Genomic DNA, 18,119 nt, shown 5'->3' with positions numbered 1-18,119 from the left:
GGGAAGGAAACTCTCTCCGGGAAAAGAGACGGGCGGCGGCGCTGCGACTCTTCCTCTCCCCGTCTTGCGGGGAGGGGGAAGCGGCAAGCATCTGGAGTCTCGTGCGGGGCATGGATCGTTACGACTACATCATCATCGGGGCAGGCAGCGCCGGCTGCGTGCTCGCCAACCGGCTGTCTGCCGATGGCCGGAGCCGGGTGCTGCTGCTCGAAGCCGGCGGCAGCGACAATTATCACTGGATCCATATTCCGGTTGGTTACCTCTATTGCATTAACAACCCGCGTACCGACTGGTGCTTCACCACGGCGCCGGAAGCAGGGTTGAACGGCCGGGCGCTGAGCTATCCGCGCGGCAAGGTTCTCGGCGGCTGTTCGTCGATCAACGGCATGATCTACATGCGCGGCCAAGCGCGCGACTATGACCTCTGGCGGCAGATGGGCTGCAGCGGATGGGGCTGGGACGATGTTCTGCGCTACTTCCGCAAGTCCGAGGATTTTTATCGCGGCGAAGACGAGATGCATGGCGCCGGCGGCGAATGGCGCATCGAGAAAGCGCGCGTTCGCTGGGCGGTGCTCGATGCCTTCCAGCAAGCCGCCAGGGAAGCGGGCATCCCGGAGACTGCGGATTTCAACCGCGGCAGCAACGAAGGTTCCGGTTATTTCGACGTCAACCAGCGCTCCGGCATTCGCTGGAATACCTCGAAAGCCTTCCTGCGCCCGGCGATGAGGCGCTCCAACCTGACCGTGCTGACCAAGGCGCAGGTCCGGCGGCTGCTGGTGGAGGAAGGCGCTGTTGCCGGCGTCGAGTTCCAGCATGGTGGCGTGGCGAAACGCGCCTATGCAGCGAGAGAAACCGTCCTGTCAGCCGGATCGATCGGTTCGCCGCATATCCTGGAACTGTCGGGTATCGGCAGGGGCGAGGTTCTCAGACAGGCGGGCGTCGATGTCGTCACCGAGGTCAAGGGTGTCGGCGAGAACCTGCAGGACCATCTGCAGCTGCGTCTGGCCTACAAGGTGACGGGGGTTCCGACGCTGAACGAGAAGGCGACGAAGCTGATCGGCAAGGCGGCGATCGGGCTCGAATATCTCGTCCGCCGCTCCGGGCCGATGGCGATGGCGCCGAGCCAGCTCGGCATCTTCACCCGATCGGGCCCGGACCGGGAAACGCCCGACCTGCAATATCATGTGCAGCCGGTCTCGCTGGAGAAGTTCGGCGATCCCGTCCATCCTTTCCCGGCAATCACCGCGAGCGTCTGCAATCTGAGGCCCGAAAGCCGCGGTTCGGTGCACCTGTCCAGCCCGGATTTTGCCGCCCAGCCGACGATCAGCCCGAAGTACCTCTCGACGCAACGCGATCGTGACATAGCTGTTCGTTCAATACGATTGACGCGCAGGATCGTCGCGCAGCCTTCGTTTGCCCGTTACAGGCCGGAGGAATTCAAGCCGGGGCCTGCCTATCAGACGGAGGCCGATCTGGAGCGGGCGGCCGGCGAGATCGGCACGACGATCTTCCATCCGGTCGGCACCTGCCGCATGGGCGCCGACCGGGACAGTGTCGTCGATCCCCGGCTGAAGTTCAGGGCACTCGGCAAGCTCAGGATCGCCGACGCCTCGGTGATGCCGTCGATCACCTCGGGCAACACCAATTCGCCGACCATCATGATCGCCGAAAAGGCGGCAGCGATGATCCTCGAAGACAATCGATAGGAGAAGACCATGGCAAGGATCGCATTCATCGGCCTCGGCAACATGGGTGGGCCGATGGCGGCCAATCTGGTCAAATCAGGTCACGAGGTCCTCGGCTTCGATCTCGCGGCTTCGGTGCTGAAGGCCGCCGAGGAGAGCGGCGTCAAGCCGGCAAGCCATGCCAGCCAGGCGGTCAAGGACGCGGAGATCATCATTACCATGCTGCCGCAAGGCAGACACGTGCTGACGGCCTGGACCGATATCCTGCAGTCCGCCGCGCAAGGCACGCTGGTCATCGATTGCTCGACCATCGATGTCGAAAGCAGCCGCAAGGCGCATGAAATGGCCAAGGCGGCAAGCTGCCTGTCGCTCGACGCCCCGGTTTCCGGCGGCACGGGCGGGGCGGCCGCGGGCACGCTGACCTTCATGGCCGGCGGTTCGGAGGAGGCCTTCTCCAGGGCAAAGCCAATCCTCGAGGTGATGGGAAAGAAGATCGTCCATTGCGGTGAGGCCGGCGCCGGTCAGGCGGCGAAGATCTGCAACAACATGATCCTCGGCATTTCGATGGTGGGCGTCTGCGAGGCCTTCGTGCTCGCCGAAAAGCTCGGGCTCTCGCATCAGGCGCTGTTCGACGTTGCCTCGACCTCGTCGGGCCAGTGCTGGTCGATCAATACTTATTGTCCGGTGCCCGGACCGGTGCCGACCTCGCCGGCGAACAACGACTACAAGCCGGGTTTTGCCGCGGCACTGATGCTGAAGGATTTGAGGCTTTCACAGGAAGCGGCGCTAGCGAGCGGCGCCTCCACGCCACTCGGCGCGGAAGCAGCGCAGCTTTATGCGCTCTTCGACAAACTAGGACATGGCGGAAGGGACTTTTCCGCCATCATCGAGATGTTCCGCGAAAGCAAGTGAGTCTGATAGCTCGACGATATTCGCCAGCCCAACCAGTGCTGTTTCGTCCAATATTTCCTACGCTACCCGGGATAAAGGGGGACCGAGACGCTGCCGCGAATCTCTTCTCCCCAGCGGGGAGAAGGTGCCGGCAGGCGGTTGAGGGGGTGACGGCAAAGCCGCGAATGCACGGAGCGGGCCACCTTCCCGCTGGGGAGAAGAGGGAGCAAGCTGCGATCTCAGTCGATCACAGAAAGCATCTCGCACGCCTTCTCGCTGTGGGCTGTCAACCGCTTAGCCATCATTGCTGAACCTCCTTTCGCGAAAGCAGCCAGATGAGATAGGGGCCGCCGATCAGCGCTGCGAAGAGGCCGACCGGCACCTGGTAGGGGTAGATGACGACGCGCGATAGCCAGTCCGCCGCCATCAGCACGCCGGCGCCGAAGAGAAGGCTCGCTGTCAGCTGGTGGCCCGCGGCGCGGAAGCCGGCAAGGCGGGCAAGATGCGGCGCAATCAGGCCGGTGAGGCTGAGTGGTCCGACGAGGAAGGAGGCGATCGCCGTCATCAGCGCGGCGAGGATGGCCAGCGCCAGTCGGCTTGCCCCGACATGGAGGCCGGCAGCGCGGCTGGGGCCGGCGCCAAGCGGCAGGATCGTCAGCCAGCGGCTGAGGAAGGGCAAGGGCGCTGTCAGCACGACGAGCGAGATGATGGCCGTCCAGGCTTCGAAGGCGCCGGCGCGGTTAGTCGAGCCGGAAAGCCATGTCAGCAGGATATAGCCGCGCATATCGCCCTTCGCGAGCACCATCGTCACGATCGCCATGGCGAAGGCGCCGATGCCGACGCCGGCAAGCAGCATGCGTTCCGGCGAGAATTGGGAGCGGGCTGATATGGCGATCATCGCAAGGAAGGCGGCCAGCGCGCCGAGCGCCATGGCAAGCAGCATGAGGATGGGCGAGGGGAAGCCGAAGAGGAAAAGCGCCACGGTCAGGCCCGCGCCGGCGCCGCTGCTGACGCCCAGCACTTCGGGGCTGGCGATCGGATTGCCGGTGACGCGCTGCATGATGAAGCCGGCTGCCGCCAGCATGGCGCCGGCCCCGGCCGCGACAATCGTTCGCGGCAGTCGGAAGGGTAGGAGATCGGTCAAGAGCGAGCCGGTTGCGACATGCCAGCCGTCCTCGGCAGGGCCGAGGGTGAGGACGACGGCAAAGATCAGGGCGAGGGCAATAAAGAGCGCGCCAATGGCCAGAAGCGGCTTGGCGAGCCTGTTCAGCGCTGCGGTCGACTGGGCTGCAACGGCCGAAACGGAATGCACGCGCGGCAGCAGGCAGAGCAATAAGGGACCGCCGAGCAGGGCGGTTGCGGCTCCCGTCGGCGCAAGGTCGGTAAAGCCGGGGCCGAGGATCTGGGTGAGGCAATCGGTCAGGAACAACAGGCCGGCCCCGGTCAGCGGCGCTGTCAGCATCAGTTTGCCGGTGCTGCGCGCGCCGGCAAATCTTGCGATCGCGGGGGCTGCTAGCCCGACGAAGCCGATCACCCCGACCTCTGATATCACCGAGGCGGCAAGCCAGACAGCGAGTGCGACGATCGCCATGCGTGTCGAATGCAGGGCAAGGCCGAGGCTCCTGGCGCCGCTGTCGTCGAGGGCAAGGATACGGAGCGGCCGCACCAGGAGAAGAGCGGCGGCAAAGCCGAGGGCAAGCCGGGGGGCGAGCGAGAGCACACCGTTCCAATCCTGCTGACTGAGCGAACCGGCGCCCCAGATATATATCGACATGGCGTATTCGCCGCGCGAAAGGATCAGCGTGACGCTGAGGGCCGAGGCGATCAGGCTGACGATCAGGCCGGAGAGCGCGACGGTAACTGGATCGAGCCCGCGCCGCCAGCTCAAGGCCAGCACGATGGCGACAGCCGCGAGTCCGCCGCCGAAGGCGGCCATCTCGCGCGAAAATCCGATGAGCAGGGGCGAAAAGCTCATTGCCGCGGTCATTGCCAATTCCGCCCCCGACGCGATGCCGAGCGTGGACGCATCGGCAATCGGATTGCGCAGGACGCGCTGCAGCAAAGTCCCTGAAAGACCGAGCGCTGCGCCTGCGATCAATGCCAGCATGGCGCGCGGCATGATGCTGTTCCAGAGCAGTACCCCGTTCAGCACGGCTGCATCCGCGTCGCCCTGCGGCACCTCGGGGCGCGTCACGATGAGGAGTGCGAAGGCCGCGACGCAAAGTACGGGCAGTAATATCGCGAAGACGGGCGTGCCCGCGCTTCCTGCGGGCTTGGCGCAGCTAACCATTCCATGCATGCTCAAGCCCCTCCGCCAGAAGATCGGCGAAGCGGCCGGCCGCCGGCAGTGCGCCATAGGGATTGATTGAGCCGAGCATCAGCACGCGGTTCTCGCGCACGGCCGGTAGCGCATTCCAGAAGCTGCTGGTCGCGAGCGTGGCGAGCGCATCGGCCGGCTGTGGCGGGATCATGACGATCCAGGCGTCGGGCACCGATGCCAATATCTCGATGCCGACGGGTGCGGCGGCCGAGTAACTGGTCTGAGCCTGCCAGGCATTTCTGAGGCCGACGCGGTTCAGCACCTCACCGAACATGCTGTCGGAGCCGAAGACGCGGAAATGCCTGGCATCGCCGAGATTGATCGGGATCACCGGCCGCCCGTCGCCGGCGGCAAAGATAGCCCGATGGCGGTCGAGCCTGGCTGAAAGCTCTTCAGTCAACTGTCTGGCGGCGGCAAGCTGCAGACGCTCGCCGATTGCAAGTGTGGCCTGTTCGGCCAGCGCGAAGGGGCTTTCACCGGGTTTGTAAATCGCATGGCTTTCCACCGGCGCGACCCCGCGCATGCGTTCGTCTGCCCAGGCGTAGAAGTTCGAGTTGAAGATCAGGTCCGGCCGTGCAAAGCGCAGCACCTCGAAATTCGGCGTGCCGCGCAGGCCGAGATCGGCGGTCGTGGCAGGCACGTCAGGCGTGACCGCTACCTCGCGGAATTGCCGTAACTCTGTTGCCGCAACGACGTTCGCCCCGATTGCCAGCAGGGTTTCGAGCAGCGCCCAGTCGAGCGTCGCGACGCGCGAGCCCTCCGCCGCCCGCACACGCGCGCGGGTGGAGAGCGAAGCCGCCGCACTGGCCAAAAACTGCCTGCGGGAGAAGAACGCCAAAAAAGCCATGGCCTACAACAAATAGCTGACCGGCTCGTTTCGAACCGGATGCGGGAAGACGCCCATGCCGACGCCGAAGACCGACTGCAGCGTGTCGGCCTGCATGATCTCGGAGGGCGTGCCCTCGGCGGTGATGCGGCCGCGGTTGAGCGCGATGATCGCGTCGCAGTAGCGCGCGGCGAGGTTGATATCGTGCAGCACGATGATGACGGTCAGCCCGCGTTCATGGCTGAGTTCCTTGACCAGCGAGAGAACGCTCGCCTGATGGGCGAGGTCGAGCGCCGACGTCGGCTCGTCGAGCAGCAGGCAGCGGGCGTCCTGGGCGAGCATCATGGCGATCCAGGCGCGCTGGCGTTCGCCGCCGGACATGCTGGCGACGAGACGACCGGCAAAATCCTCGAGCTCGGTGCGGACGATCGCCTCCTCGACCATGTTGCGATCCGTTGAGGTGAAGCGGCCAAGCGTGCCATGCCAGGGAAAACGGCCAAGCGCCACCAGTTCCCGCACGGTCATCCCGTCTGTCGCCGGCGTGAATTGCGGCATATAGGCGACGTGCCGGGCAAATTCCCGGCCGCCCCAGTCACCTGCCGGCTTGCCGTCGAAGGCGATGGCGCCGGATTTCGGCGCGACCTGGCGGGCGACGATCTTCAAAAGCGTGCTCTTGCCGGAACCGTTCGGCCCCACCAGTCCGTAAATGCGGCCGCGCTCAAGCGTCAGGTCGATGCCGGACAGGATGGATTTCGGCCCGATGGCATAATCTATCGCCGACAGGGCAAGGAAAGGCGAAGGCATGATCTGCTCCAGGTTCGGCGCTGCAACGGCTTCGGGAGGGCAAGCCCTCCCTTTCCCCGCAGGTTCCTGCAAAACTAAACTTCGATTGTCAACTTACCACTTCCTGCTGAGCTTGAAGGTGACGGTGCGGGCATCGCCGTAACCGCAGACGGTCAGCCCGCCGCAACCCTTGACATATTCCTTGTCGAAGAGGTTCGCGACGTTGAGCGAGGCGCCCCAGTTTTCCTTCTCGTAACGGATCGCAGCGTCGACGAGCGTGGCGGCCGGCACCTTCTCGGTATTGGCCTCGTCGGCCCAGGACCAGCCCTGATGGCGGACGCCGGCGCCAAAGCTCATGCCCTCGAAAGCCCCTGTCGTCAGCGTGTAGTCGACCCAGAGAGAGGCGGTCACCTTCGGGACGATATAGGGTGAATTGCCGACCAGCGCCGGATTGGCGTCGTTCTCCATCACCTCCATGTCGGTATAGGCGAGCGATGCGAGAACCTTCCAGTTCTCGTTGATATTGACCTTGCCTTCGAGTTCGGCGCCGCGCGAAACCACCTCGCCGAGCTGGCTCTGGGCGAAGGTCAGCGGATTGGTCACCGTGTTGTTGCGCTTGGTGATGTGGAAGACCGAGGCGGTCAGCGAGCCGTCGATGAAGGCCGGCTCATACTTGATGCCGCCTTCGAACTGCTCGCCCTCTTCCGGCTTCAACGCGCCGGAAACACCGGTGCCGACGAGCGGGTTGAAGAAAGTCGCGGCGCTGACATAGGGCGTCAGGCCGTTGTCGAACTCATAGGCAAGGCCGATGCGGCCGCTGAGCGCGCTGTCGTTGGTGCTGTAGGTCGTGCCGATTTCGGCGTTCTGGTCGATATCGACATAGTCGTAGCGGCCGTTGAGCGTCAGCAGCCAGCCATCGCCGAAATGGATCCGATCCTGGGCGTAGACACCGATCTGATTCTTGGTCACGACGCCGTCCGCATAAACGAAATTGGCGCCCTGTGTCGTGCCATAGATGGGATCGGTTGCGCTGATCGAATTGGAGCCGCAGCAGGCCTGCCAATTTTCCAGGCGGTAATAGGTGTAGTCGAGCCCGACGAGAAGATTATGCGTGGCGCCGCCGATTTCGGTCTCGCCTTCGAGCCGGTTGTCGATCGAGAAGCTATCGACCCCCGAGCGGCCTTCGAAGCCGATGCGCGCCAGCTGGTAGTCCGGACCCGTCGGCACGCCGCCGACCCAGCCGTTCAGGTAGGGGCCGATCTCATGCTTGTCGAGATGGCCGTAGCGCGCATTCTGTGAGAACTTGATGCCATTGTCGAATTCATGCTCGAATTCGTAACCGATCATCTTCTGCACATAGCTGCCATTGTCGATGTCGGGCTCGCCATAGAAGGCGTCGCGGTCGATCTTGCCGAAAGGCGCATCCTCGACGGTGCCGACATAGGGGAAGAAGCCGTTGCCGGTATGCACCTGGTCGAGCCCGGCGAGGTAACCCCAGACCGTCAGGCTCGTGCTGTCATCCGGCGAAATGGTGAGCTGCGGCATGATGAAGCCGCGCAGATCCTCGGAAAAGTCCGAATAATTGTCGCCGCCGGCAACCTTGCCGGTGATGCGATAGCTCATCGCTCCGCTGGAGCCGACCTTGTCGGAGACATCGAAGCCGGTGAAGGCGTTGCCGTTGCTGTTGATGCCGATCTCCGTATAGAACAGCGGTTCGTCGAGCGGGCGCTTGCGGACGAGATTGACGATGCCGCCGGGGTTTGCTCCGCCGTAAAGCACGGAGGCCGGGCCCTTCAGCACCTCGACGCGCTCGAGCATGAAGGGATCGAGCTGAAAGCCGCCGAATCCGTAGCTGAAGAGCGTCAGATTGTCGAAGAAGACGCCGGTCTGCGTCGCGTCGAAGCCGCGGATATAGAACCAGTCGGTATCGCCGTCGTTGCCAAAGGGTTGCGACGTGACGCCAGGCGTATAAAGCAGCGCCTCGTCGATCTTGTTGGTAATGCCGCGATCGTCCATTTCACGGGTGCCGATGACGGAGACGGATTGCGGGATTTCGTTGAGCGGGGTGTCGCTCTTCGAGCCGGCGGAGGAGTTCTTGGCGACATAGCCTTTGACCGGACTGGTGGCGGTGTCGCCGCCGCCCTGGATGACGATCGGCGCGAGCTCAGTCGAATTCGCTTCCTGTGCCGCGGCGGAGCCCGCGATCAGGCCGGCGAGCGCCACTCCTGCCAATAGAATTACCTTGAAATTGAGACCCCTGGTCTGCCCGCGCATATGTCCTATACCCCACTCGTGCCGCGCGATTCCAACGTGCGGCGAAGCCCTGAATAAGATGAGTGATTAACTCAGTTTTACCGGGGTGGATTGTCGCGATCGGGGAAAATTGAACGTTTTTGGGCAATTCTCCGCGTTGCAAACAATTGCCCGCCAAGCGTTGCAATCAGGCAACTTGTGCCTTCTTCCAGTTCGCCGGCGTGATGCCGACATGCTTGCGGAAGACGCGGGTAAAATGCGCCTGATCGGCAAAGCCGGTTTCGGCGGCGATTGCGGTCAACGCATTTTCGCTTTCGACAAGCAGCCGCTTGGCCCTGTCGAGCCGGGAATTGGTCTGCCATTGATGCGGAGCAATGCCGGTCGAGGCCTTGAAGGCATGGCTGAAATGCGATTGCGACAGGCCCGTCAGGCCGGCGAGTTCCTCGAGGCGGATATTGCGCAGGCAGTTTTCCTCGATGAATTCGGTGGCGCGGCGAAGCTGCCAGGAGGCCAACCTGCTGCGTTTGCGCGGCATCGCCTTGGCAATCTTCAGGACATCGATGATCAGTGCCAATGCCAGGCCGTCGCCATAGAGATCGTGCAGCGGCTCCGGATTAAGGCATTCGGCGGCGACCAGCTGTGCCAGCGACAGCACCCGCTCATCGGAAAACAGAAGCTGCGGACTTTCCAGACGACTCGGATCGATATCTTCCATCAGCCGGCGGCTGACGGTTTCAGTGTCGAAATGGATGTCGAGGTGGCGCATCGAATGAACGTCGGTCAGATCGGCCCAGACTTCCATGCCGGCCGGCACATAGGAGATCGGCCGTATCTCCGTGTCCTGGACGGTGCTCTGCGCCTTTGGCGTGAGCTTGATACGCGAGCCCGGTCCCCGCTTGTCGAGCATGATGAACAGCCGCGGATCGCGCGAGACGTAATAGCCACCGGCATAGGAGGCGCACTCCACGTCCCAGACATCGGCGACGATACCGTTCCACAGGCGGCGATGCACGCCGCCGATGACGGAGAAGCCCTGGATCTTGTTCTGCATCCGCGGTTGAAACGTCATTTCCACTTCCGCCTCCGGCCATGCGCCGGAAGTAAACCTTCAATTTGTACTCAAGTTTATTACCGCAGGCGAAACCGGATGGCAATTGCCAAATCCGGCATCAAGCCGGGGAAAAACCAGGGTCAAATCAAGCCTTCGACACCGAGAAGCTGAGCCTGATGTCGCCGAGCAGGATGTCGATCTCGCCGGGTTCGGTCAGTTCGATCGCGCCGCTCAACGTGCCTGTGGTGATGAGCGCGCCTGCCTTCAGCGATGTCTCGGGGCGCAAGCCGTCATTGGCGTAATCGACGAGCCAGGTGAGAACGTCGCCCTTCGGATGCTGTGCCGGACCGTCATAGATCGTGCGACCGGCATGAGTGACCTTGAGTGGCGTGCCGGCGGCGGTATCGACGACGCTTTTTTCGACCTCCGGGCCGAGCACATAGCCGCTATTGCCGAGGCGGTCGGCGACGAACAGCAGAGACGAAACGCTGCCGCTTTCCCTCACGGCGCTGACCAGCAGCTCGGCGCCGAGATGGACAGCGGAAATCGCCTCGACCACCTCGGTGCGGCTGTAAGGAATGCCCGCGCGAACCGGCAGGTCGCTGCCGAGGCGGACGGCGATCTCGGTCTCGAATTTCAGGCCCGGATACCAGGGAATGTCCGCGCCCGAAACGGCTTCGGCATAGGGATGCAGCGGAGCGGTGACCGCCTGGCCCTGTGGCGAGACCGTGACTTTCCAGGCATTGCTGGAAATACGGTCCGCCGTGGCGAGCAAATTCTGCGCCTCCATCGCCTGATGCAGATCGGCTGGCAGCGCGAAAGCGCCCGTTGCCTCCTGCCGGCCGGCCTGGCGCAGGCTGTGAAGCCGGGTGGCAAGGGCGCGCGGATCGAATGTCTCTGTCATGCTATCTCCTCGACCTGATTTTCGAGGCGCCACACTAACGAGATGGCAGGGACGAACAAGGCCGCTTTTGGAAAGACTCCTATTCCATCGCCGCGTGCCAGCGGGTGCGATAGGCGGTCAGTCCGGGGATGGCGGTCGGCGGAACATGCGTTTCGGCACCCGATACCGGCCGGATGCCGGTGAGAAGGGCGGCACCCTGGCTGGTGCCGGTCGAGCCGGGAAGGGCCATGACCTCGCGGCCGGTCAAGGCGGCGAGCAGCTTGAGATAGGTCCCATTCAGCGCAAAAGGCCCTTCGACGATCACGGGGCCCTTGGCGCCGATCAGTCCGAGGCAGGCATCGGTCATCAAAGCGAGATAGAGACAGGTGGCGGCAGAGCGCTTGTCGCGGCTTGCCTCTTCGGCGCCGATCCAGCGGCTTGTCTTCCCCGGGAAAGGCCCGGAACCGGGGGCGATATTCGGCAGCAGCATCATGCCTTTGTCGATGACGGGACCGATTGCCGCCAGGGCGGCTTTTTCGTCGACAGGGCCGATCTCGGCCGACAGGATCTCGAATTCCCGCCCACCCATGAAACGCGAGGAGGGGACGGCCCGGCCATAGGCATCGACATTGGCGAGCGCATCGCGTTTCGGATCGAGATGATCGAGATCGCCGCCGACGCCGAAATTGATGACCCATGTGCCTGTGGAGACGACAGCGAAGGGTGCTGCCCGATGAACCAGATGCGGCAGCAGCGAGGCATTGGAATCGTGAATGCCGCAATAGACCGGCACGGGTGCGGCGAGGCCGAGCTCCGCGGCGATGTCGGGCAGGACCGGGCCGAGTGTATCGAAGGCGGAACGGATCGGCGCCATGAGGTCGCGAATGCCAAGCCTGTCGACGAGCGAGGAATAGCGGCCGGCCCTCGGGTTCCAGAGGTCGGTGTGACAGCCGAGCGAGGTCAGCTCATTGGCGGCGACACCCGTCAGCCGGGCCGTCCAATATTGCGCATAGGTGAGGATGGTCGCCACCTTGGCGAATTCGTCGGGAAAGGCGGTCTTCTGGTAGTGCAGCTGCGCGCCGACATTGAGACCCATCGCGAGGTGCGGCGAGAAGGTTTCGTCGAAGGAGGGGCGCAGCCGCGTATAGGCGTCGCGGATTTCCTGCGGATATTCGTGTTCATAGTCGATGACAGGCATGGCAAGCGTGCCGTCCCGGGCAAGCAGTGCTGCGGAGGCGCCATGCGTGGTGATCGAAATGGCGTCGAAGCCGGGCTCGCGCGCAAGGCTCTTCAGCGCATCGAGCGCAAAGGACCAGAGAGCCTCTACGTCGTAATGCGGATAGAGACCGGTTTTGATCGCGATATTCGGCCGTTTCAACACAGCGATCTCGGCGCCCGTCTCGCTGTCGAGCACGACGACCTTGGCATTGGTCTTGCCGATATCGAGGACGGCGATGCGGCGATAGGAGGTAGCGTTCATGGCATATGGAAGACGGTGACCAGGTCGCTCTGGACCGGTGAATTATCGGGATTGGTCGCCATGATATCGGCCATGTGCGCCCACCATTTTTTCACGACCGGATGCTCCGGCAGGCTCGCCATCGTATGGTCGGCGGGCCGCGTCAACACGCCGAACAGCGTGTTGGTCTCGCGGTCGAAATGGATGGAATAGTCGCTGGCGCCCGACTTGTGCAGGAGATCGACCAGTTCCGGCCAGATCTCGTCATGCCGCCTGCGGTATTCGGCTTCCATGCCGGGATTGAGCTGCATTTTGAAGGCGTGTTTTTCTAAAGTCATCGGGAGCTCATGACCTTGATGCGGCGGGCGATGATCGGGATGGCGATGGTGATGATCAGAAGCAGGCCGATGAAGATCGACATGACGATGCCGGGCACGTTCAGCAGGCCGAGGCCGAAGGTGACGAGGCCCATGACGAAGGCGGCGATGACGACGCCGACGATGGTGCCGGAGCCGCCGAGGATCGAGATGCCGCCGAGCACGACCATGGTGACGACCTCGAGTTCCCAGCCCTGGGCGATCGACGGCCGGGTCGAGCCGAGGCGTGAGGTCAGGCAGACGGCGGCAACGCCGCTCATGACGCCGGTCAGCAGGAAGAGGATGAATTTGACGCGTTCGACCGGAATGCCGGAGAAGCGGGCGGCGAAGTCGTTGTTGCCGATCGCATAGACCCGCCGGCCGAAATTCGTCGCATGCAGCAGCACGGCAAAGAGGATCGCCAGCACGATGAAGAGCACGAATTCAAAGGAGAATACCCAGACGACATAGCCTTGGCCGAAGTAGGCGAAATCTGCAGGGTATTTGCCATAGGCCTGGTCGCCGAGCACGATATAGGAAATGCCGCGGAAAAGGCTCATCGTGCCGATGGTGACGACGATCGACGGCAGTTTCAGCACCGAGACCAGCACGCCGTTGAAGATGCCGCAGGCAAGGCCGGTGCCGATGCCGATCGCGACGAGGCCCGGTGTGCCGATGCCGGCCTGCGCTGCCGCGCCCATCGCCGTCGAGGCGAGCGCGATGATCGCGGCGACCGAGAGGTCGATCTCGCCTGATATGACGAGCAGCGCCATGGCGAAGGCGATCATCGCCTTTTCGGTGAAGTTGAAGGTGGCGTCCGAAAGGTTCCAGGCATCGAGGAAATAGGGCGAAGCGAGCGAATTGAAGATGAAGATCAGGACTGCGACGGCAAGGAGCAGCACTTCCCAGCTCGCGACGATGCGGCGAAAGGGCGTGCCGAGGCGGTCGGGGATGACCCGCTTTTCGTGTGTGGACACGGTGCTCATGCTGCGGCCTCCGTTCTGATCTCGGCTGCGGCGCGGTCGCGCAGGATTATGCGGCCGCGATTGCGCTCACGCCTGGCGTTGAAGGCGACGGCGAGAATGATGACGGTTCCGGAGATCGCCATCTGCGTGAAGGGTGAAATGCCGATCACCGGCAGCGCATTCTTGATGACGCCGAGGAAGAGCGCGCCGAGCACGGTGCCGGCGACCGAGCCGACGCCGCCGGCAATCGAAATGCCGCCGATGACGCAGGCCGCAACGCTGTCGAGCTCGAAGCCGTTGGCGATATCGACATAGGCGACGGCATAACGCGACACCCAGAGATAGCTCGCGAGGCCGGCGAGCGCGCCCGACAGAACGAAGGCCAAAAATTTCGTCCAGCCCGTATCGATGCCGGCATAGACGGCCGCGGTCGGATTGCCGCCGGTCGCATAGGCCGAGCGGCCGAACTGGGTGTATCTGAGCAGGACATACATCAGAAGCACGATGACGATGCCTACCCAGCCGAGAACCGGCAGGCCGAGGATCGGCGTGCGCGGCACCGACAGGAAGACCGGCGTCATCTGATGGGCGTTTACCCACGCCCCGCCCGAGAGCACGAAGGCCATGCCGCGATAGATGGTGAGCGTGCCGAGTGTGACGACGATCGGCGGGATTTCGAGCGCCCAGACGAGAAAGCCGTTGATGGCGCCGAGGCAGGCGCCGATGACGATCGCGGCGAGGATCAGCACGATGAGCGGCAGGTCGGGATAGGCGGCATTCATCATCGCGATCGCCATGCCGGTGAAGGCGAGGTTGGCGGCGACCGACAGGTCGATCGATTTCGTCAGGATGACCGTCATCTGCGCCAGCGCCAGGATGATCAGGATGGAGGTATCGTTGAAAATGCCGGCGAGATTCTCCGGCGTTGCGAAATCGGCAGCGCGCGTCGAAAAGATCGCGATCATCACGACGATGATGAGCAACAGCAGGGTTTCGCGTTTTCTGATCAATCTTGCCATGCTCTTACCTTATGCATTGCCGGTGGCGGCGCGCACCAGCGCTTCCGGCGACAACTCGGCGCGGTCGAAAATTCCGGCGGAAAGACCTTCCTTCATCACCAGGACGCGGTCCGACATGCCGATGATTTCGGGCAGTTCGGACGAGACCATGATGATCGACAGGCCCTCGGCGGCGAGTTCGCTGATGAAGCCGTGCACGGCCGCCTTCGAGCCGATGTCGATGCCCTTGGTCGGTTCATCGAGGATGATGACCTTCGGCGCCGTCGCCAGCCATTTGCCGATGACGACCTTCTGCTGGTTGCCGCCGGAGAGCGTGCCGACCGGGACGGAAAGGGCGGCTGCGCGCAGGTCCAGCCGTTCGGCATATTTGCGGGCGAGCGCGAATTCTTCTGCCGCCCTGAGGAAGCCACGGCGCGAGGTGCGGGTAAGCGAAGGCAGCGTCATGTTCTGGAAGATCGGCATCGGCAGCGCCAGCCCGTGGCGGCCGCGTTCCTCCGGCACATAGACGATGCCGGCCCGGATCGCGTCCTGCGGCGAATGGATGGTGATCTCGCGGCCTTCGAGCATCATCTTGCCCGAGAGCGGCTTGGTGATGCCGAAAAGCGATTGGGAAAGTTCCGAACGCCCGGCGCCGATTAGGCCGTAGATGCCAAGAATTTCGCCCTGGCGGAGCGTGAAGGAGATGTCGCGGAATTCGGTGCGATGGCTGTAATTGCGGATATCGAGAACCGGGCCGCCGATGGCGACGTCGACCTTCGGAAAAGCGTTCTCGACGTCGCGGCCGACCATCATGCGGACGATCTCGTCCTGCGGCGTTTCCTTGAGCCGGCCCTGGCCGACGGCGCGGCCGTCGCGGAAGACGACGAAATCGTCGGCGATCTCGTACACTTCGTCGAACTTATGGCTGATGAAGAGGATCGCCTTGCCCTTTTCCTTCAGGCCGCGGACGATGCGGAAGAGATCGTCGATCTCTTTGCGGGAAAGGGCTGCCGTCGGTTCGTCCATGATGACGATGCGCGCCTCGATCGACAGCGCGCGCGCGATCGCCACCAGATGGCGCTGCGCGATCGAGAGGTCCTTCAGCCGGATCGTCGGATCGATATTGCTTTCGAGCGCGGTCAGCAGCGCCTTGGCGCGGCTGTTCATCGCCTGCCAGTCGATGGTGCGCAAACGCGTGCGCGGCGCATGGCCGAGGAAAATGTTTTCGGCAACCGTCAGCTCGTCGAACAGCACGGTTTCCTGATGGATGGCGGTGACGCCGGCATCGATCGCGGCCTGGGCGCTGGCAAAGGTCACCGGCTGGCCATCGACCAGGATCTCGCCTTCGTTCGGCCTGTAGATGCCGGTCAGGATCTTGACGAGGGTCGATTTGCCGGCGCCGTTTTCGCCGATCAGCGCGGTCACCGTGCCGGGATGCAGCGCGATGCTGACATTGTCGAGCGCCTTCACGCCCGGAAAGATCTGGGAGATGCCGCGCATTTCCAGAATGGCGGGCGCATCGCCGGTTTTGCTGTCCGTGGCGGTTTGTTGAAAGGCGGCGTTCATCGAGCTTCTACCAGTGTCGAATGAGAATCCCGGCGGCCATCGAGCCGCCGGGCTTTTATGCGTCGGCTCCGGATCAGAAGACCTTGGAGAACTGGTCGATATTCGAAGCATTGTAGACGAAGGGATCGGCCATGGCGGCTTCACCATTATCGCCGACCTTGATCTTGCCCATGCGGCCGGCTTCGATCTCGCTGCCCGGCTTGCCGTCGGTCTCGCCCTTGACGAGGCGATAAGCGATCTGCGTTGCGGAATAGCCGAGATCGATCGGGTTCCAGATGGCGAATTCCTTCGTCGCGCCCGACTTGATCGCGCCGGCCATTTCGGACGGCAGGCCGAGACCGGTGACGTAGACCTTCCCGACCAGACCCTTGTCTTCGACGACCTTGGACGCGGCGAGAACGCCGACCGTCGTCGGAGCGACGATGACCTTGATGTTCGGGTTTGCCTTCAAAAGGCCTTCGGCTTCACGATAGGACTTGTCCGAGAGATCGTCGCCATAGACCGTGGTGACGAGGTTGAGGCCCGGGAAATCCTTGAGCTGCTTCTTCATCTGGTCGATCCAGATGTTCTGGTTGGTCGAGGTGGTCGTGGCCGACAGGATGGCGAAGTCACCCTTGCCGCCGTCGAGATGATCCTTGACGAGCGTCAGGCACATTTTGCCGATCAGCTCGTTGGACGAGGGGTTGAGCTGCAGGATACGGCCTTCAGGTGCCACGCCCGAATCCCAGGAGATGACCTTGATGCCGCGCTGCGCAGCCTTCTTCAGCGCCGGAACGAGCGCGTCGGGATCGTTGGCCGAAACGGCGATGGCACTGACGCCCTGGGCGATCAGCGAGTTGATGACTTCGATCTGGCCTTCGGCCGTCGTCGTCGTCGGACCGGTATAGATGACCTCGACGCCGCCGAGTTCCTTGGCGGCTTCCTGCGCGCCCTTGTTGGCGGCATCGAAGAAGCCGTTGCCAAGCGACTTGACGACGAGGCCGATCTTGATGTCGGCGGCGCTGGCTGTCCCGGCCATCATGGCGACGGCAAATGCCACGCCGATTGCGAGTTTCTTTGCGAGTTTCATGCTTTCATCCTCCCACTTGATTGACACTCTTCACACCTCCCCGGTGCCTTATGCGACCGACGAGGAATCCTCCTTGATTGCCTGGGCGGCCGGGCTCGCAACGATGAGCCTGATGCCGGCATTCTCGATCATCCTGACGGCTTCCTCTGGAATGCCGTCATCGGTGATGATCGTAGACACACGCTCGAGCGGGCACAGAATGAGGCTCGACCGACGATGGAACTTGCTGGAATCGGCCATGACGACCAATTCGTCGGCCTGATGCATCAGCTTCTGTTCGCTTTGAATAATCAGCGCGTCGGCTTCCATGATGCCGAGCGGGCCGATGCCCTGCGCGCCGATGAAGAAGCGGCGGGCGTAGAAATTGCGGATCGCGTCATTGTCGAAAGGGGAGAGGATCAGGCTCTGCTCGCGATAGATCGCGCCGCCCGGCACCGTTACCGTGTTCTTCGAATGCTTGACCAGATGTTCGGCGATGGCGAAGGAATTGGTCATCACCTGCAGGCGGTGCGCCGCCATGAAATGCACCATCTGGAAGGTGGTCGTGCCGCCATTGATGATGATCGCGTCGCCAGGATCGCAAAGCTCGACCGCCTGGCGGGCGATTGCGCGTTTCTTGTCGATGTTGACCGATTCCGAAACGCGGAAGGGGCGCCCGGCGAGATTGCCGAGCTGCGGTGGATGCACGGCCTCGGCGCCGCCGCGCACACGGCGGATCTTGCCCTGAACATGAAGAGCCGCGATGTCGCGCCGGATCGTCGCCTCGGAAGCCTCGGTCAGTTCGGAAATATCCTGAACCGTCACGACGGACTTTTCCTGAACGGCGCTCAGAATGATGCGATGGCGTTCGCGTTCGTGCATGGGGCTCCTCCTTCAATCGTTTATTTCGCACATATGACAATGTGTCAATCAAAAACGATCATAAATTTTCATATTGCGCTGCACAATAATCGAATTTGATCGTTTTCGATTGACAACCGCGGTTTTGATGAGCGATACCGTCTGCGAAAAGGG

General features: G+C 62.9%; 15 protein-coding genes. 2 read left to right on the top strand and 13 right to left on the bottom strand.

Going from position 1 to position 18,119, the window contains the following annotated elements:
- Positions 1 to 110 precede the first annotated feature (110 nt).
- Both GFM02_RS03640 and mmsB read left to right on the top strand, forming a co-directional pair.
- The gene (locus GFM02_RS03640; protein WP_168320838.1) at positions 111 to 1,706 is read left to right on the top strand and encodes a GMC family oxidoreductase; all 1,596 of its coding nucleotides are present in this window, start codon (positions 111 to 113) and stop codon (positions 1,704 to 1,706) included.
- Between the two features lie 9 nt (positions 1,707 to 1,715).
- A complete protein-coding gene (gene mmsB, locus GFM02_RS03635) occupies positions 1,716 to 2,597 on the top strand; it encodes a 3-hydroxyisobutyrate dehydrogenase (RefSeq protein WP_168320837.1) in 882 nt (293 codons plus the stop codon).
- 280 nt (positions 2,598 to 2,877) lie between these two features.
- Here mmsB and fhuB read toward each other — a convergent pair whose 3' ends face one another.
- From fhuB to GFM02_RS03570, 13 genes are all read right to left on the bottom strand, one after another.
- On the bottom strand, positions 2,878 to 4,866 hold the full coding sequence (gene fhuB, locus GFM02_RS03630) for a Fe(3+)-hydroxamate ABC transporter permease FhuB (protein ID WP_168321101.1): 1,989 nt from the start codon (positions 4,864 to 4,866) through the stop codon (positions 2,878 to 2,880).
- Positions 4,859 to 5,743, bottom strand: coding sequence for an ABC transporter substrate-binding protein (locus GFM02_RS03625; RefSeq protein ID WP_168266470.1), 885 nt, complete (start codon positions 5,741 to 5,743; stop codon positions 4,859 to 4,861). Before GFM02_RS03625 ends, fhuB begins: the two co-directional genes overlap by 8 nt.
- Before the next feature lie 3 nt (positions 5,744 to 5,746).
- Complete coding sequence (locus GFM02_RS03620; protein ID WP_168266472.1) at positions 5,747 to 6,526, bottom strand: ABC transporter ATP-binding protein; 780 nt, start codon at positions 6,524 to 6,526, stop codon at positions 5,747 to 5,749.
- A gap of 93 nt (positions 6,527 to 6,619) precedes the next feature.
- Complete coding sequence (locus GFM02_RS03615; protein WP_168320836.1) at positions 6,620 to 8,779, bottom strand: TonB-dependent siderophore receptor; 2,160 nt, start codon at positions 8,777 to 8,779, stop codon at positions 6,620 to 6,622.
- A 166-nt stretch (positions 8,780 to 8,945) separates the two neighbouring features.
- Entirely contained in the window at positions 8,946 to 9,827 is an 882-nt protein-coding gene (locus GFM02_RS03610; RefSeq protein WP_168320835.1) for a helix-turn-helix domain-containing protein, read from the bottom strand.
- Between the two features lie 127 nt (positions 9,828 to 9,954).
- Positions 9,955 to 10,713 (bottom strand): fumarylacetoacetate hydrolase family protein, encoded by a 759-nt coding sequence (locus GFM02_RS03605; RefSeq protein ID WP_168320834.1) that lies wholly within the window; start codon positions 10,711 to 10,713, stop codon positions 9,955 to 9,957.
- A gap of 79 nt (positions 10,714 to 10,792) precedes the next feature.
- Complete coding sequence (locus GFM02_RS03600; RefSeq protein WP_168320833.1) at positions 10,793 to 12,172, bottom strand: FGGY-family carbohydrate kinase; 1,380 nt, start codon at positions 12,170 to 12,172, stop codon at positions 10,793 to 10,795.
- Positions 12,169 to 12,489 carry an L-rhamnose mutarotase gene (gene rhaM / locus GFM02_RS03595; RefSeq protein WP_168304169.1) on the bottom strand — a complete coding sequence of 107 codons (321 nt, stop codon included), beginning with the start codon at positions 12,487 to 12,489 and terminating at the stop codon, positions 12,169 to 12,171. The genes GFM02_RS03600 and rhaM overlap by 4 nt, the downstream gene beginning before the upstream one ends.
- On the bottom strand, positions 12,486 to 13,493 hold the full coding sequence (locus GFM02_RS03590) for an ABC transporter permease (RefSeq protein WP_168320832.1): 1,008 nt from the start codon (positions 13,491 to 13,493) through the stop codon (positions 12,486 to 12,488). The genes rhaM and GFM02_RS03590 overlap by 4 nt, the downstream gene beginning before the upstream one ends.
- Positions 13,490 to 14,491, bottom strand: coding sequence for an ABC transporter permease (locus tag GFM02_RS03585; RefSeq protein ID WP_168266484.1), 1,002 nt, complete (start codon positions 14,489 to 14,491; stop codon positions 13,490 to 13,492). Before GFM02_RS03585 ends, GFM02_RS03590 begins: the two co-directional genes overlap by 4 nt.
- Positions 14,492 to 14,500: 9 nt before the next feature.
- Entirely contained in the window at positions 14,501 to 16,036 is a 1,536-nt protein-coding gene (locus GFM02_RS03580; RefSeq protein ID WP_168266486.1) for a sugar ABC transporter ATP-binding protein, read from the bottom strand.
- A gap of 73 nt (positions 16,037 to 16,109) precedes the next feature.
- Positions 16,110 to 17,105, bottom strand: coding sequence for a rhamnose ABC transporter substrate-binding protein (rhaS, locus tag GFM02_RS03575; RefSeq protein WP_026265566.1), 996 nt, complete (start codon positions 17,103 to 17,105; stop codon positions 16,110 to 16,112).
- 48 nt (positions 17,106 to 17,153) lie between these two features.
- Positions 17,154 to 17,966: a DeoR/GlpR family DNA-binding transcription regulator gene (locus tag GFM02_RS03570; protein WP_003547829.1), complete on the bottom strand. Its 813-nt coding sequence runs from the start codon at positions 17,964 to 17,966 to the stop codon at positions 17,154 to 17,156.
- Positions 17,967 to 18,119 lie beyond the last annotated feature (153 nt).

Origin of the sequence: Rhizobium leguminosarum bv. viciae, assembly GCF_012276115.1 — a bacterium.
Lineage (GTDB): Bacteria > Pseudomonadota > Alphaproteobacteria > Rhizobiales > Rhizobiaceae > Rhizobium > Rhizobium leguminosarum_T.
This window is presented reverse-complemented; position numbering and strand designations above follow the sequence as displayed.

Coding starts and splice junctions, on each gene's coding strand:
- GFM02_RS03585 (WP_168266484.1), bottom strand. CDS start 14,491: ATGGCAAGATTGATCAGAAAACGCGAAACCCTGCTGTTGCTCATCATC.
- rhaS (WP_026265566.1), bottom strand. CDS start 17,105: ATGAAACTCGCAAAGAAACTCGCAATCGGCGTGGCATTTGCCGTCGCC.
- mmsB (WP_168320837.1), top strand. CDS start 1,716: ATGGCAAGGATCGCATTCATCGGCCTCGGCAACATGGGTGGGCCGATG.
- GFM02_RS03580 (WP_168266486.1), bottom strand. CDS start 16,036: ATGAACGCCGCCTTTCAACAAACCGCCACGGACAGCAAAACCGGCGAT.
- GFM02_RS03615 (WP_168320836.1), bottom strand. CDS start 8,779: ATGCGCGGGCAGACCAGGGGTCTCAATTTCAAGGTAATTCTATTGGCA.
- rhaM (WP_168304169.1), bottom strand. CDS start 12,489: ATGACTTTAGAAAAACACGCCTTCAAAATGCAGCTCAATCCCGGCATG.
- GFM02_RS03620 (WP_168266472.1), bottom strand. CDS start 6,526: ATGCCTTCGCCTTTCCTTGCCCTGTCGGCGATAGATTATGCCATCGGG.
- GFM02_RS03610 (WP_168320835.1), bottom strand. CDS start 9,827: ATGACGTTTCAACCGCGGATGCAGAACAAGATCCAGGGCTTCTCCGTC.
- GFM02_RS03570 (WP_003547829.1), bottom strand. CDS start 17,966: ATGCACGAACGCGAACGCCATCGCATCATTCTGAGCGCCGTTCAGGAA.
- fhuB (WP_168321101.1), bottom strand. CDS start 4,866: ATGGTTAGCTGCGCCAAGCCCGCAGGAAGCGCGGGCACGCCCGTCTTC.
- GFM02_RS03625 (WP_168266470.1), bottom strand. CDS start 5,743: ATGGCTTTTTTGGCGTTCTTCTCCCGCAGGCAGTTTTTGGCCAGTGCG.
- GFM02_RS03600 (WP_168320833.1), bottom strand. CDS start 12,172: ATGAACGCTACCTCCTATCGCCGCATCGCCGTCCTCGATATCGGCAAG.
- GFM02_RS03605 (WP_168320834.1), bottom strand. CDS start 10,713: ATGACAGAGACATTCGATCCGCGCGCCCTTGCCACCCGGCTTCACAGC.
- GFM02_RS03640 (WP_168320838.1), top strand. CDS start 111: ATGGATCGTTACGACTACATCATCATCGGGGCAGGCAGCGCCGGCTGC.
- GFM02_RS03590 (WP_168320832.1), bottom strand. CDS start 13,493: ATGAGCACCGTGTCCACACACGAAAAGCGGGTCATCCCCGACCGCCTC.